This window comes from Herpetosiphon llansteffanensis, assembly GCF_003205875.1.
Taxonomy (GTDB): domain Bacteria; phylum Chloroflexota; class Chloroflexia; order Chloroflexales; family Herpetosiphonaceae; genus Herpetosiphon; species Herpetosiphon llansteffanensis.
This window is the reverse complement of record NZ_PUBZ01000159.1, coordinates 1-14,597: the sequence shown is the minus strand read 5'-3', so window position 1 is coordinate 14,597 and position 14,597 is coordinate 1. Positions and strand designations below refer to the sequence as shown.

15 protein-coding genes are annotated in these 14,597 nt (G+C 52.3%); 5 read left to right on the top strand and 10 right to left on the bottom strand.

Annotated features, from left to right (window positions below; genetic code table 11):
* Positions 1 to 128: 128 nt before the first annotated feature.
* Positions 129 to 1,055, bottom strand: a complete 927-nt coding sequence (locus C5S61_RS25485) for a glycosyltransferase family 2 protein (protein WP_110520232.1) — start codon at positions 1,053 to 1,055, stop codon at positions 129 to 131.
* Position 1,056: 1 nt separating this feature from the next.
* Positions 1,057 to 1,689: a DUF402 domain-containing protein gene (locus C5S61_RS25480; RefSeq protein ID WP_110520230.1), complete on the bottom strand. Its 633-nt coding sequence runs from the start codon at positions 1,687 to 1,689 to the stop codon at positions 1,057 to 1,059.
* Positions 1,690 to 1,838: 149 nt separating this feature from the next.
* Here C5S61_RS25480 and C5S61_RS25475 point away from each other — a divergent pair, with 149 nt between their 5' ends.
* The 5 genes from C5S61_RS25475 to C5S61_RS25455 all read left to right on the top strand — a co-directional run bounded on the left by C5S61_RS25475 (position 1,839) and on the right by C5S61_RS25455 (position 5,019).
* Positions 1,839 to 2,336 (top strand): DinB family protein, encoded by a 498-nt coding sequence (locus C5S61_RS25475; protein WP_110520227.1) that lies wholly within the window; start codon positions 1,839 to 1,841, stop codon positions 2,334 to 2,336.
* A gap of 52 nt (positions 2,337 to 2,388) precedes the next feature.
* Positions 2,389 to 2,943 (top strand): nitroreductase family protein, encoded by a 555-nt coding sequence (locus tag C5S61_RS25470; protein WP_110520225.1) that lies wholly within the window; start codon positions 2,389 to 2,391, stop codon positions 2,941 to 2,943.
* A gap of 13 nt (positions 2,944 to 2,956) precedes the next feature.
* Positions 2,957 to 3,910 carry a hypothetical protein gene (locus C5S61_RS25465; RefSeq protein ID WP_110520223.1) on the top strand — a complete coding sequence of 318 codons (954 nt, stop codon included), beginning with the start codon at positions 2,957 to 2,959 and terminating at the stop codon, positions 3,908 to 3,910.
* Positions 3,910 to 4,353 carry an NUDIX domain-containing protein gene (locus C5S61_RS25460; RefSeq protein WP_110520221.1) on the top strand — a complete coding sequence of 148 codons (444 nt, stop codon included), beginning with the start codon at positions 3,910 to 3,912 and terminating at the stop codon, positions 4,351 to 4,353. The genes C5S61_RS25465 and C5S61_RS25460 overlap by 1 nt, the downstream gene beginning before the upstream one ends.
* A 294-nt stretch (positions 4,354 to 4,647) precedes the next feature.
* On the top strand, positions 4,648 to 5,019 hold the full coding sequence (locus tag C5S61_RS25455; RefSeq protein ID WP_054534600.1) for a response regulator: 372 nt from the start codon (positions 4,648 to 4,650) through the stop codon (positions 5,017 to 5,019).
* A 109-nt stretch (positions 5,020 to 5,128) separates the two neighbouring features.
* On the opposite strand, the gene pruA is transcribed toward C5S61_RS25455, so the two are convergent.
* From pruA to C5S61_RS25410, 8 genes are all read right to left on the bottom strand, one after another.
* Positions 5,129 to 6,682: an L-glutamate gamma-semialdehyde dehydrogenase gene (gene pruA / locus C5S61_RS25450; RefSeq protein ID WP_110520217.1), complete on the bottom strand. Its 1,554-nt coding sequence runs from the start codon at positions 6,680 to 6,682 to the stop codon at positions 5,129 to 5,131.
* Between the two features lie 78 nt (positions 6,683 to 6,760).
* On the bottom strand, positions 6,761 to 7,507 hold the full coding sequence (locus tag C5S61_RS25445; RefSeq protein ID WP_110520215.1) for an iron-sulfur cluster-binding protein: 747 nt from the start codon (positions 7,505 to 7,507) through the stop codon (positions 6,761 to 6,763).
* Between the two features lie 196 nt (positions 7,508 to 7,703).
* Positions 7,704 to 9,284, bottom strand: a complete 1,581-nt coding sequence (gene pckA, locus C5S61_RS25440; protein WP_110520213.1) for a phosphoenolpyruvate carboxykinase (ATP) — start codon at positions 9,282 to 9,284, stop codon at positions 7,704 to 7,706.
* A gap of 103 nt (positions 9,285 to 9,387) precedes the next feature.
* Positions 9,388 to 10,260, bottom strand: a complete 873-nt coding sequence (locus tag C5S61_RS25435) for an HD domain-containing protein (protein ID WP_110520211.1) — start codon at positions 10,258 to 10,260, stop codon at positions 9,388 to 9,390.
* Between the two features lie 318 nt (positions 10,261 to 10,578).
* Entirely contained in the window at positions 10,579 to 11,580 is a 1,002-nt protein-coding gene (locus C5S61_RS25425) for a rod shape-determining protein (protein ID WP_110520207.1), read from the bottom strand.
* A 94-nt stretch (positions 11,581 to 11,674) separates the two neighbouring features.
* Positions 11,675 to 12,088 carry a F0F1 ATP synthase subunit epsilon gene (locus tag C5S61_RS25420; protein WP_054534605.1) on the bottom strand — a complete coding sequence of 138 codons (414 nt, stop codon included), beginning with the start codon at positions 12,086 to 12,088 and terminating at the stop codon, positions 11,675 to 11,677.
* 91 nt (positions 12,089 to 12,179) lie between these two features.
* Positions 12,180 to 13,595, bottom strand: a complete 1,416-nt coding sequence (atpD, locus tag C5S61_RS25415; RefSeq protein ID WP_110520205.1) for a F0F1 ATP synthase subunit beta — start codon at positions 13,593 to 13,595, stop codon at positions 12,180 to 12,182.
* 44 nt (positions 13,596 to 13,639) lie between these two features.
* Positions 13,640 to 14,527, bottom strand: coding sequence for a F0F1 ATP synthase subunit gamma (locus C5S61_RS25410; protein ID WP_110520203.1), 888 nt, complete (start codon positions 14,525 to 14,527; stop codon positions 13,640 to 13,642).
* Positions 14,528 to 14,597 lie beyond the last annotated feature (70 nt).

Genomic DNA, 14,597 nt, shown 5'->3' with positions numbered 1-14,597 from the left:
CCTCTCCCACTGAACGCGGGCGAGGGGCGTTCATTCGGTGGTTCTCCCAGCATTAGTGATGAAAACCAGCGTGCTCCCCCTCGCCCGCGTTCAGTGGGAGAGGGGGCTGGGGGGTGAGGGAACTCAGCCTAGCCAAACTGGCGCAGCACCTGCCAATAGATGCGCATACGCTGCCAACGCAACTGGCGTTTATGCCCAAGCAACCACTTAATGCTCTCAACCAGCAGTTCATACCCATAACTGCTCGCCAAAAAGAAGTGTAACGCGGTGGCAAAAGCAGGCCCTTCGTACAAAGCTGCATAGCGCAACTTCGATTGCTGGAAGGCCCAATGTTTGCGGGCTGGCGCTTGTTCGCTCGATTTGCCTTCGTGGTGAATAATCACTGCCTGCGGCAAATACCAAATTGGCCCAAAACGCCCCAAACGGGCTTGCCAATCGACTTCCTCAGAATACATCCAGAAGCGCCGATCCATTGCGCCTGCTTGCTCAATTGCCGATTTGCGCACCAACAAGGCTGCACCCATCAGCCATTCGACCTGCTGCGGCTGATCGTCGGGCAGATCGGCGCAACGATAGGCAGCAGCCCAAGGATTGGCCGGCCACCAGCGCTCCAGTAATGTGCTTTCGAAAAAATAGCTGGCTTTGGTGGGTAAGCGGCGACGTGATGATTGAATCGAGCCATCGGGGTAACGCAATTGCGGGCCAATCACGCTGGCAGTCGGGTGCTGTTGCGCCCAATCCAGCAACTGAGGAATTGCATCGGCTTGCATAACGGTATCAGGATTGAGCACCAAAATCCATGGGGCTTGGGCTGCCGCAACGCCAACATTGACCCCGCCAGCATAGCCTAAATTCGCCCCTGTTTCGATGATCTGGACGCTGGGAAATTCGTGGCGAACCATCACAACCGAATCATCGTGCGAGGCATTATCGACCACAATCACTTCATAGGTGTAGGTGCTAGCAGCCAACGATTGGTCGATTGAGGTTAAACATTGGCGCAGCAAATCTGCCACATTCCATGAAATAATCACGACACTACAATCGAGCGCCATGTTAATCCTCCGGCCAATAGCTCGCCCGCGATTGCCAAAAGCCATCATAGTTGCGCGCTTTCGGCAAAAATTTGCGGTCGAATGGCGTACCAGCGATGGTTTCGAGCCAACCAAGCCATGTACCAGCACGCATCAGATTGCGCACACTATCAAGCTCAGTCTCAATCATTTCGCGTTGCGGATTGCTTAACAAGCCAACGTGATTGGCCTCGATCACTTCATCTTCATCTTCGACCACATGGGTCACGCCATTGGCAGCCACAAAACAATCAAGATAGAGATCGGTTTGATAAAAACTGCCGCTAATATCCATAGCTTTGCTGGCAAAATCGATGCGCTGAACAATCAAATTGCCCCATTCATCATACATGCTGGTGATATTGAGTGGCCGCGAACGCCACCACCACGAACGCCCAAACGCCCGTGAGGCCCGTTGATCAAACAGCCGAGTACGGGGTGCGTCGCTGCCCCAGCCAAGCGTATCGCTAATGCGCTGCGGCGTGCCAAGCGACCAGTCATAAATCAAAACCTCAGCATCGTTGCGTACAACTCGACCAAATCCATACGAATGGAACACATGATGGCGACCATCAACAAAACGGCGGCGGTAAAACGTATGTGGGAGCTTATCCATCATGGTCTTCCCTAAATGCAGGTGGCTTTATCCCTACAGTATAGCAGATGGCTGTAGTTCAGCGAAACAAGCTCCTTGTGAGCCAAAATAATGATACATTTGTGCTGTATACTACACACTTAGATCTTAAGCTAGATGGGAATTAATCGATGGATTTGTTAGATCGCTTACTTGGCCATGATGTCTGGACCACCCGCCAATTGTTGCTGCAAGCGCAAAGCCTCACCCCTGAGCAACTTGATCGCCAGTTTCCAATCGATCAACGGAGCTTACGCCAATGTTTTGAGCATATTATCGAAAATATGGAAGCTTGGTGCGATCTAATGGCTGAGCGTCCAGTACGCGATTTGAGCGATAGCTCAATTGATGGTTTATTGCAACGCTTGGGTGCTGCTGGCCGCGATTTTGCCGCGATTGCGCGCACAATTAGCCGCGAACAACGCTGGGATGCGGTTTATAGCGATGTCTTGGATGATCCGCCAATGCAAAAAACCTATGGCGGCACGATTGGCCATTTAATTACCCATAGTATGCATCATCGCGCCCAAATTATGCTGATGTTGGAGCAACTTGGCTGCACACAACATATCGAAGGCGATTTGCTCAGTTGGGAAGCCCAAGCCTTTGGCTGGAAATCGCAGGCTTGATTGATTCATGCTACTCTTTAAACTCAATTGATTTAGTTGATGAGGTTTGGCAATGGCAACGAGCAGCGAAGTTTTGGCTATTTTGGCCCAACGCCGATCATATGGATTAAAAGAAGTTTCTCCTGAGCCAATTGAGCGCTCGGCGATTGAATTAATTTTACAAGCAGCTACTTTGGCTCCGAGCCACGGCGTGACTGAGCCATGGCGCTTTGTGGTCTATACTGGCGATGCGCGGGCCGAATTAGGCGCAGCCTTGGTTGCCGCCGCTCAAGGCGACCCATTTCAAGAGGCCAAGCAACGCGATAAAGTCTGGATGGCTCCGGTTTGGATCGCGCTTGGTATGCAGCCACAGCCCAAAAACCCTGAATGGGAAGAAGTAGCAGCAGTTGCCATGGCAGTCCAAAACGCCCACATTATGGCGGCTCAGCTTGGTTTGGCTGCCAAATGGTCAAGCGGCGCAATTGGAACCCATGAGCTTGTGGCCAAAACCGTCGGTTTTGAAGCGCCAACCAAATTGTTGGGCTTTTTATATGTTGGCAAGCCTGCGGTAACGCCCAAGCCGCTGGCGCGCGCCGATTGGCAAAGCAAAACCACCTGGAAAGAATAAAGGAGTTTGATCGATGAAGCTCTTTTTGCAGCGCGCTTGCTTGCTAGGCATTGTGCTCTTGGCTGGCTGTACCAACCAGACTCAAGCGCCAACCGTTGGCGCAACCTTGCAAGCTGAGGCTAGCCCAACCCAAGCCGAGGCAGCAGCAACGCCAACGTCAGCCGAGGCAACCGCCGTGGTTGGCGCTCCCCAAGTGCCAATGGTCGCAGCGTTTGATGATCAGACCAGCCCGATTAAGCTGTTTGGTTCGCTGGTCAACGCGCTCAATCGCCAAGAGTATGAGCGGGCCTATGGCTACTGGGCTAGCCCACCAGGCGCAATTGATCAAGCTGGGTTCAGCGCGAGTTTCTTTGGCATTGATGCAATTGTTGGCTTGGTGACAGCCCCAACATTGAACGAAAGCCAAACCGAAGCGCGTATGGCAGGGATCGTCTTGCTGGGAATGAAAGATGGTGGAGCGCGCGCCGATACTGCTTGTTATGTAGCAACCCGCGCTGACGCGAATAGCCCATGGCGCTTGAGTTCAAGTAAATCGATGCCAACCAGCAGCAATAACGTGTTGGGTGTGCTCGATCAACAGGCACGTGAATGTGGCACGCCGCTTGAACAATTGCCGCTCAGCACCCAAACCAGTATTCCCGAGGTGCTGTTTAGCTATTATGCTGCGCTTGCTCAGGCAGATGCGGCCAAAACTGCTGAAACCTGGATCGAGGGAACCTTGCCAAACGTGCCTGATAGCCTACGTCAGAGTAAGCAACTCAGTGTTTACGTCAATGTAACGCCGGTTGAAACTGCGGCTGCGGCCTTTTTGCAGACCATTGTTTTGGCCGATACCAACGCACTGTGGGTTGGCTGTTATGGCGCGAGCAAACAAGCAGAGGTTTGGCGCTTAAACAGTGGCTTTCTGCAAGACAGTGGGCCTACGATGGTACTGATTCAAACATTAACCCAAGGCTGTGATATTTAATGGCAACCTTGCGCCATACCCGCTATCAAATTGCAATTATTGAGCACGACCAGCTCTTAATGATTCGCTTTGCTGATGCAACGAGCAATTTTTGGCTGTTGCCCGGCGGCGGACGCGAGCCTGAGGAAAGCGAAATTGCCTGTATCGAACGCGAAGCATGGGAAGAGCTTGGCGTGCTGGTTGCGGTTGAAGGGCTGATTCGGCACCAACAGGATCAGCCTGACGCAACCTATCAAGCCTTCAAAACCTATCGTTGCCGCATTATTGAGGGCAGGCCAAAACCTGGCTTCGAAACGCCCAACCAGCATGACCCAAGTGCAGGCATTGCTGAAGTTGGCTGGGTCAATCTAGCCGATCCCGAAACGTGGCCCAGCCTAATTGTTAACGATTTATATACTTTTAACGTTCTGCAGCAACTCCGCCAAGCCTTGAACTACGCTTAAATACGAGCCTAGCTCGTAGCTTAGCCAACACGCTTTTAGCCGATTAGAATCGTCTAGAAGCGTGTTTGGTTAAGTGCGCTGGCGGATAATTGTGCTCACAACAACACAAAACTTATTTTTCAGAAAAAATTAAGTTTTTTTATACCTTTAAGGCTTGTCAGTGCTATCTATCTATGTTACCCTGCATGCTAATTAAAGGAACTATCCAATCGAGGACTCAATTCCTATTGTCCAATGAGTGTTTGCCGACACAGCGAGCGTGATTTTTCGAGCTCTACGGACACTGGAGCAGGTATGGCTTGTTTATATATTGTTGATGATCAACCAGACACTCACATTATTCTCGCGCGTCTTCTTGAGTTAGATGGCTATACGGTGGTTGGCGCTCACAATGGCAGTGAAGCATTGAAGCAGATCCCGCTTGTGCGCCCAGCCTTGGTGTTATTGGATCTGGCGTTGCCGGGCATTGATGGTTTAACGGTGGCCAAGCAGTTACGCACCAATAGCAGCACCAAGCATCTGCCAATTATTGCCATGACCGCCTTTGGTAGCAATGAGTATCGCAGCCATGCAATTGCTGCTGGCTGTAGCGAATATCTTTTGAAACCGCTGGATTTCGTCAAGCTGCGCAGCGTGATTGCCCAATTGGTGCTGCAAGTGGCCTAGAACGAGCGAAGTTTGTTGTGGTGAGGCTGCCAACCCGATTACCCATCGGGCTTTTTTATTGTTTACGCAATGCAGCATGGAGTCAATTCCATGCTGCATTGCGCTTTTTTTAGAAGCGATCGGTAATCGTTTTGGCTTGGGTGAACAACAAGAGGTAATCGGGGCCGCCAGCTTTGGAGTCGGTGCCGCTCATGTTGAAGCCACCAAACGGTTGCACCCCAACCAAAGCGCCAGTACACTTGCGGTTGAAATACAAGTTGCCAACGTGGAAATCGCGGCGAGCTTCTTCCAGCCGTTCGCGTGAGCGGCTAAATACAGCGCCAGTCAAGCCATATTCGGTGTTGTTGGCAATTTGCAGCGCATGCGGCCAGTCGTTAGCTTTGATAAATGCCAACACTGGCCCGAAAATTTCTTCCAACGAAAGCCGAGCGTCGGGGGCAATATCGGCAATAATTGTTGGCGGAATGAAATAGCCATCTGCTGCATCGCCAGTTTCGCCGCCGAGCATCAAGCGCCCTTCGCCCTTGCCAATTTCAATGTATTCGCGAATCTTGTCGAAGGCTTTTTGGTCGACCACAGCGCCCATATGCTGCTTGGGATCGGTTGGGTCGCCCATAGTCAGTTTCTTGGCACGATCAACAACTTTCTTCAAAACTGAATCATAAACGCTCTCGACGATAATTGCCCGCGAACAGGCCGAACATTTTTGGCCTTGGAAACCAAAGGCCGAGGCCACAATCGCATCGGCGGCAGCATCGAGATCGGCGGTTTCATCGACCACAATTCCATCTTTACCGCCCATTTCTAAGATTGTGCGTTTGAGCCAGATCTGGCCTGGTTGCAACTTAGACGAGCGTTCGAAAATGCGCAGGCCAATTTCTTTCGAGCCAGTGAAGGCAATCACGCGGGTTTTGGCGTGATCAACCAAGGCATCGCCCATTGCGCCACCAGAGCCAGGCACGAAATTGACTACGCCATCGGGCAAGCCAGCTTCTTCAACCAACAAGCGCACAAATTGCGCGGCAATTGCTGGCGAGGCCGAGGCAGGCTTCAGCACAACCGTATTGCCAGCAGCAATCGCGGCGGTGGTCATGCCAACCATAATCGCCAAGGCAAAGTTCCATGGTGGAATAACCACAGTCACGCCGAGCGGGATATAGCGCAGTTCATTTTCTTCGCCGTTGTAGGCAACGACAGGTTGTGGGCCACCAAACTTAATCGCTTGGCGACCATAATATTCCATAAAGTCGATCGCTTCGGCCACATCTGCATCGGCCTCAGCCCAACTTTTGCTCACTTCGTAGACCAACCATGCCATAAATTCAAACTTACGGCGGCGCATCACTGCCGCAGCGCGGAACAAATAGCGAGCGCGTTCTTCTGCCGCAACGTTGCGCCATGTTTCAAACGCTGTGGCGGCAACTTCGACCGCTTGATTGGCATGCTCAACCGTTGCCTTGGCAAAACTGCCAACAACTTGGCTTGGCTTGGCCGGATTCAGTGAATCGAAGGTGTCGGCCAATTCGATATGTTCGCCACCAATAAGCAGCGGATACGTCCGGCCTAATTCATCGCCAACTTTACTAAGCGCCGTGCGCATGGCATCGGCATTGGCCTTGACACTGAAATCGACAAACGGTTCGGGGCGGTAATCGGGTAACATGTACATCTCCTAGCGATAAGCGCCATTGCTTATTTGGATCAGGTTATCAATATTTTATCCGAAATTATGCCGATTAAGTTAGATCAATTCGCGCAGATCAAGCGCTGGGCCATGGCTGCACAACAATTTTGGCTGTTGGCGGGTATTTTGCCAACATGCGCCACACATGCCGATGCCACATGGGTAGGCTTGATCGACGATAAATGCGGCAAAGCCTTGTTGCCAAGCATAGCGCTCGCGGCGAATGCGTTGGCTCAAACGATTAGCCAAATCAACACTACCTGCGGCCAACAAGCGATTGGCCCAAACCAACGGCGAATCAAGTTTGCCACTACTTTCCAGCAAATCAAGCACATCGTCGCTGGTTGCCAAATATTCAATCTCTGCTGGCAGGACAAATGGCGGCACGCGCAACTCGTCGTTGGCGCTGGCCAGCAACAACACAGGCGCGCCCGTTTCAGTAATGCGTTGGGCATAGAACAACAAGCTGTAGATTGCATTGCCCTCAGCAATCAACAAGGTTGCTTTTTGGCCATCGCTGCTCAGCGGTCGACCCAACGGCCCAAGCACATCAAGCTCGCTGGCTTTGGGCAAACGCGCAATCGTTGCCAACAACGGGTCGTGCAAATCCAAGGCCAAGGTGGCGGTACTACTGCGATTGGTCGCAATAATCCAAGCGCGGCTGCGCAAGAATGGGTCGTTGCCCAGCCCGTGATGCAGCATTGCCCATTGGCCTGGCTGCGCGCTGGCAAGTTGCTGCGAGGCCACAGTTAACAAGCCATACTGTGAATTCAATTGTTGCTGATCGAGAATAACTGTTTGCATACCAGCATTATCCGAGAAGATCGAGGCTTGTGCAAGGAGCAGAGTGGCAAGGGGTCAGGAATTTTCTGTGTAACCGCGAAGAACGCTAAGAGCACGAATGTTAGGTTTTGTGGTTCGCTGATAATTGTAGAAATCTCAGCGAACCACAAAACCAGCCTTAGCGTCCTTAGCGTTCTTCGCGGTTAAAAACTAGAGCCTACGCTTGTGGCCCGGCGTTTACCACGGTTTCGCCAGCGCGTTCGGCGTATTGCTCGAAGTTCTTGCGGAAGCGTGCGGCCAAGTCATCGGCAACCCGATCGTATTCGCTGGCATCAGCCCAAGTTTGGCGAGGTTGCAGCACGCTGTTATCAACGCCATCGATTGCCACTGGCACATCGAGGTTGAAACGATCGTCGTGCCACATTTCCACGTTATCGAGCTTGCCTTCCAAGGCGGCATGCACCATCGTGCGAGTATCGCGCAAGCTCATGCGCTTGCCAACCCCGAACGCCCCACCAGTCCAGCCAGTATTGACCAAAAATACCCGCACTTTGTGTTCGCGCATCTTTTGGCCGAGCAAATCGGCATAAACAGTTGGGTGTAATGGCATAAACGGTGCGCCAAAGCAGGTGCTAAACGTCGCTTGTGGCTCTGAGCCAATGCCGGTTTCGGTGCCAGCCAACTTGGCGGTATAACCTGACAAGAAGTGATACATAGCTTGTTCAGGGCTGAGCTTGGCGATTGGCGGCAAAACGCCAAAGGCATCAGCAGTCAAGAAGATGATTGTTTCTGGTTGGCCGCCCATGCCCGTTTCGCTGACGTTGGGAATGAATTCCAACGGGTAGGCAGCGCGGGTGTTTTCGGTCAACGAAGCATCATCATAATTGGGATCGCGGCTATCGCTGAGCACCACGTTTTCGAGCACAGCGCCATAACGAATGGCATCGAAAATTTCTGGCTCCGATTCGCGGCGCAAGCGAATACACTTGGCATAGCAGCCGCCTTCGAAGTTGAACACGCCGTTGGCGCTCCAACCATGCTCGTCATCGCCAATCAGCACCCGTTCGGGGTCGGCTGAGAGCGTAGTTTTGCCGGTGCCTGAGAGGCCAAAGAACAACGCCACATCGCCTTTGCTGCCAATATTGGCTGAGCAGTGCATGGGCATTACGTCTTGGCTTGGCAAAACCATGTTCAAGACCGTAAAGATCGATTTCTTGATCTCGCCAGCGTATTCGGTGCCAACGATCAAAATCAATTTTTCATCGAGATTGATCATGGCGGCGACTTCTGAGCGCGAGCCATCGACCGCTGGATCAAGCTTCAGGCTTGGCAGGTTGAGCACCGTCCATTGCGGTTGTTGATCGTTGCTAATTGCATCGCGGAACAATTGTTTGGCGAACAAGTTATGCCAAGCATACTCAGTCACCACACGAATTGGTAGCGCATAGGCTGGATCAGCGCCAGCGCTGGCATCTAAAACAAACATCTCACGTTCGGCCATGTGGGCCAACGCCTTCGCCTTGATTGCGGCATAGGTTTCGGGCTGCATAGCTTTATGGAATTTCGTCCAGTGCATTGACGCAGCTGCTGGTGTTTCCACCACAAACTTATCATCTGCAGAACGACCCGTGCGTGCGCCCGTGGTGGCAACAACGGCCCCAGTAGCCGATAAAACGGCTTCGCCCCGTTTGAGAGCAGCTTCCACCAATTGCGGCACCGTTAAGTTGCGATAGGCTTGCTTGACATGTAAATTATCGCCTACAGTGTCGCCTTCACTTAATACGGCTCGTTCGGTCATGAGATGGCTCCTTTAGTAAAGAGAAATACATTAAACTGCCGTAGCGGCTACCACCAGCACAAGCGCGTTTAACCTGCGCTTGGTGAGCCAGCTAGCGTAGCAGCTACAACACCGATACATCGTTTATCGAAAGCCCAAAGCGACTGCCAAGAAACTCGGCAGCTCGTCGGCACATTACCATTCGCGAGAGAAATATCTCAAAATAATCCATCACCGAGGCCATCTCGGTGTCGATCGTTAATTGCAGTGTAACACGCCGCTGCTCGCTATCAACCCGCAGGAACGATTTGGTCGCTGCATAATTGACCCGATCATGAATATCAAAGGTGGTGGGATCGCTGTTTTGAACCCGAGAGCGATGCACATCGGATTTGTCGGCCAAAATCAGCGCCGCTGCCACGCTTGAAACCGCATGGCCACGTTCTTCCTCGTGGTTGCCAATCGCGCCCATAATCGTGATGATCTCGTCGATTGGCATCTCGAGGCTGCTCAAAATATCTTTAGCCAGAATTGCTCCAGTTTGGCCGTGATCGTTGCGATTGATGCTATTGCCAATATCGTGCAACAAGCCTGCAATTTCGGCTAGCTCAATTTCACGAGCCGAAAATTTGAGGCGGCGCAAGACGTTAGCCCCAATATGGCCAACCAAGGCGGCATGGCGACGGCCATGCTCAGTATAGCCAATCAGCTTGAGCTGCTGGTTGGCAGCATCAAGGTAGGCAAAGGTATGGGGATGATTGCGCACATGGGTAATTGTCACACGGCGGGGATCAGCCTTGGCTAATTCGCTGGCTGGAGCCTGGACAGGTTCGCTGGTTAATTCGGCAACCATTGCCTCGCGTTGGGCAACCGCAGCCTCAATTTTAGGTTCTACAACCTTGCGCATCCGATCCTTCGCGTCAAGCGAAAGCGTATCCGCAGTGTGGGTTAGCTTCTCGACTTCATTGGCGAGCCGCGCATCATCGCGCATATCCATAGAAAACCTCGCTGAAGCAACAACTGGAGTTCAAAACTACGCAGTTCATTACTTCAATGAATGGGCCAACATTGCTGCCAGCTTGCATAAACGTCAATTGTCAATGCGATCATTCAACGTTGAATAATCACGAATTGGATGTTGGTTGTTGGGGATTGGGGGCTGGGAGATTTGAGCAAACCCAAAATCTACCAATCTCCAATCATAAAGCAAATATTGCTGGCTGGTTATTGAGCATCAGGAGCTAGAAATCAATGCAGCAAAGAGCTATGCTTGAATCTCAAGCCCGACCGATCCCCGACCCCCAACAACCGACCCCTAATTTATATCACTCCCCGACAAACTTTCGCGGAGAATTTCAAGATTTTCTAGGGCAAGACCTGTGCCGATGGCCACGCAGTTGGCGGGCTGGTCGGCGACATAACAGGGCACGCCAGTTACTTCGGTCAGCAATTCGTTGATCCGACGCAGCATTGAGCCACCGCCGGTCATCACCATACCTTTATCAATAATATCCGATGATAATTCTGGTGGCGTTTCGACCAAGACCGAGCGCACTGCGCTAATAATTGCTTCAAGTGGCTCTTGAATTGCATCGGTAATTTCGTTGGAATCGACCTCGATCGTGCGCGGCAAGCCGGCAACTTGGTCGCGACCGCGTACTTGCATGGTCAATGGGCGGTCGAGCGGCAAGGCTGAACCAATTTCAATTTTAATACTTTCAGCAGTGCGTTCGCCGATCATCATATTATATTTACGTTTGATATAGGCGGCGATGGCTTCATCGAACTTATTGCCACCAACCCGTACCGAATTGCTCACCACAATATCGTTGAGCGAAATCACGGCAACTTCAGTTGTACCACCACCAATATCAATAATCAAGTTGCCCGATGGTTGGGCCACCGGAATATTCGCGCCAATCGCAGCAGCAAGTGGCTCACGAATCAAATAAGCGCGGCGTGCGCCAGCTTTACGAGCGGCATCGCGGACGGCCCGCATCTCGACGGTGGTTACCCCAGCCGGAATACAGATCATCACATCGGGCTTGCCAAAGCCACGGGTTTTATCAATAAAGTGCTCCAACATCGCCTTGGTGGTTTCATAATCGGCGATAACCCCATTCAGCATTGGGCGAATCACCTCAACGCTTTCTGGTTCACGGCCAAGCATCGCGAGGGCATCAGCGCCAACTGCGCGAATCTTATTGGTTTTGCGCGAGAGCGCCACCACCGACGGCTCGGACAAGGCAATTCCTTTGCCCTTGATGTAGACAAGCACATTGGCCGTGCCTAGGTCAATCCCAAGTTTTCGTGCCATACCTTAGTTATTCCAAACGAAGAAAGAACACCAAGCGATTACCACTGGTTTGCATGCCATGGGTGCTAGCTGATGTTCTTTCTACTCATGCTTACTACTGTTGACGGTTGCGGCGCAGCTTTGCAACTTGCAAACGCACCGTAGCGCGGCGCAGGGCAATTTCGGCCTGAGCAACATCTACAGCGCCTTGGCGATCGCGCACAGCTTGTTCAGCTTTGGCGCGTGCTTGTTCTGCCCGTGCTTCATCGATTTCATCAGCGCGTTCAGCGGTATCGGCCAAAATCGTTACCCGATTTGGCAAGACTTCCATGAAGCCGCCGCTGATGGCGTAGGGCATGCTAACACCATTTTTCACATAGTGCAATTCGCCTGGTTGCAAGACAGTCAATAGTGGCTCGTGGCGGGGCAAAATCCCTACCCGACCTTCATACGAAGGTGCGCTAACCATATCGACTTCTTCGGAAAGAACCACGCGCTCAGCGGTGACGATTTCCAATTGGAGTGGCATACATCCTCACAGCGATTATAGACAATGCGCCGGAATGGGGCGGGTATAATGCCCGTTCCAGCCGGCGCAGGGTCGTATAATCATTGATCGCTTATTGCTTTGATGCGTCGAAGGCGGCTACCACATCGTCGATGCCACCCTTCATAAAGAAGAAGCTTTCGGGAATGTGGTCGAACTCGCCGGCGAGAACGCGGGCAAAGCTCTTGACAGTATCGCCAACGGCGACGTACTTGCCTGGAATGTTGGTAAACACTTCAGCCACGCCAAATGGTTGTGAGAAGAAGCGTTCGAGCTTGCGGGCGCGTGAAACTGTCAATTTGTCGTCGTCTGACAATTCTTCGACACCCAAGATTGCAATAATATCTTGCAAGTCTTTGTAGCGTTGCAACATCCGTTGGACTTCGGTCGCGACGCGGTAGTGTTCTTCGCCCACAATGTTGGGGTCGAGAATCCGGCTGGTCGAAGCCAGTGGGTCCACCGCAGGGTAGATACCTTTTTCCGAGATCGAGCGTTCCAGCGAAATCGTTGCATCCAAGTGGGCAAAGGTTGTTGCTGGAGCTGGGTCGGTGTAGTCGTCAGCAGGCACGTATACTGCTTGCAACGAGGTAATCGAGCCAGTCTTGGTCGAGGTGATGCGTTCTTGCAACTCACCCATCTCGGTACCAAGGGTTGGTTGATAACCCACCTGTGAAGGCATCCGGCCCAAGAGCGCCGACACTTCCGAGCCTGCTTGGGTAAAGCGGAAGATGTTATCGACGAACAACAGCACGTCGCGGCCTTCTTCGCGGAAGTATTCAGCCATGGTTAAGGCTGAAAGCGCAACCCGCAAGCGTGCTCCTGGTGGTTCGTTCATTTGGCCGAACACCATCACCGTTTTATCGAACACGGTTTGGTCGGTGCCAGGAATCTTCGAATCTTTCATTTCGTGGATCAAGTCGTTACCTTCGCGTGAGCGCTCGCCTACGCCTGCGAACACCGAATAACCGGATTGTTCTTTAGCGATATTCGAGATCAACTCTTGGATAATAACGGTCTTGCCCACGCCTGCGCCGCCGAACACACCGGTTTTGCCACCCTTGGTAAAGGGCGCGATCAAGTCGATGACTTTGATGCCGGTTTCGAACAACTCAGCGCGGTTTGATTGTTCTTCGAAGGTTGGGGCTGGGCGGTGAATTGGCATTGTTTTGGTGGTACCAACAGCGCCTTCACCGTCGATTGGTCGACCTTGAACGTCGAACACCCGACCCAAGGTTTCTGGCCCGACTGGCACGCTGATTGGTGCGCCAGTGTCGATAACGTCCATCCCGCGGACAAGCCCGTCGGTGGTGGACATAGCGACCGCGCGTACCACGCTATCGCCCAACTGTTGTTGGACTTCGCAGATCAGCGATGGTCGGCCTTGGCCCAAGGGAATTTCCAACGCGTTATAAATTTGTGGCAGGCCATCGGCAGGAAATTCTGCATCGATAACCACGCCAGTAATTTGTAAAATCTTTCCAGTTGCCATGGAATTCTCCAAATGGTCAACAATCGCTAGCCAAAACTAGCTGATTATTGGTTGAGCGCTGTTGCACCAGCGGCGATTTCGCTAATCTCAGTGGTAATGGCTGCTTGCCGAGCCTTGTTATAGGTCAGGGTCAAGTCGCGCACCAACTCTTTGGCATTGTCGTTGGCATTGCGCATGGCCATCATCCGGGCCGAATGTTCACTTGCAATTGATTCAAGGATGGCTTGGTAGAGCTGCACTTCAATGAAGCGTGGCAATAATTGGTCAAGCACATCTTCTTGGCTTGGTTCGTACGAGTAATCGACCTTGGTTGCACCAGCGTTGCCTGGGGCTTCGACTGGCAAGAAACGGCGCAATTTTGGCCGCTGCACCAAGGTGTTGACGAACTCAGCGCAAAGCAAGTAGACTTCATCGTAGGCATAGTTGCCATTCGCATCGGGGCTATAGCCAGTGATCGCGGTTGTGGCAGCAGGCAACACATCCACCAAGGGTGGCGAATCGCCTAAACCAATAATTTCAGCGTCGAGCTTTTGACCAGCCCGCAAGATGAAATCGCGACCTTTTTTGCCGACAGCGATGACTGAAACACTACGACCTTGGCTTTTTTGCTCTGTGATAAAGCGAGCCGCTGCACGCGTCAAGTTTGAATTAAGCGCACCGCACAGCCCACGGTCGGGCGTGATCAAAATCAACGCAACACGAGTTACTGTGGGATGCGGCTGCAACAACGGGTGTTTCGAGCTGCCACCCATCGAACGCATTGTCAACTCGCCCATAACATCGTACAGGCGGTCGGCATACGGACGGGTTGCAAGCACGTTTCGTTGAGCGCGACGCATCTTCGAGGCCGACACTAGCTCCATCGCTTTGGTGATTTTGCCAGTGTTCTTGACACTCTTGATCCGCCGCCGAATTTCTCGTGCTGAAGCCATAAAATCCTCGTAAAGAAAGAGATTGAGGCGAGGGCGGGATCAAGGTTTAACTGACCCCTGACCCCCAGCC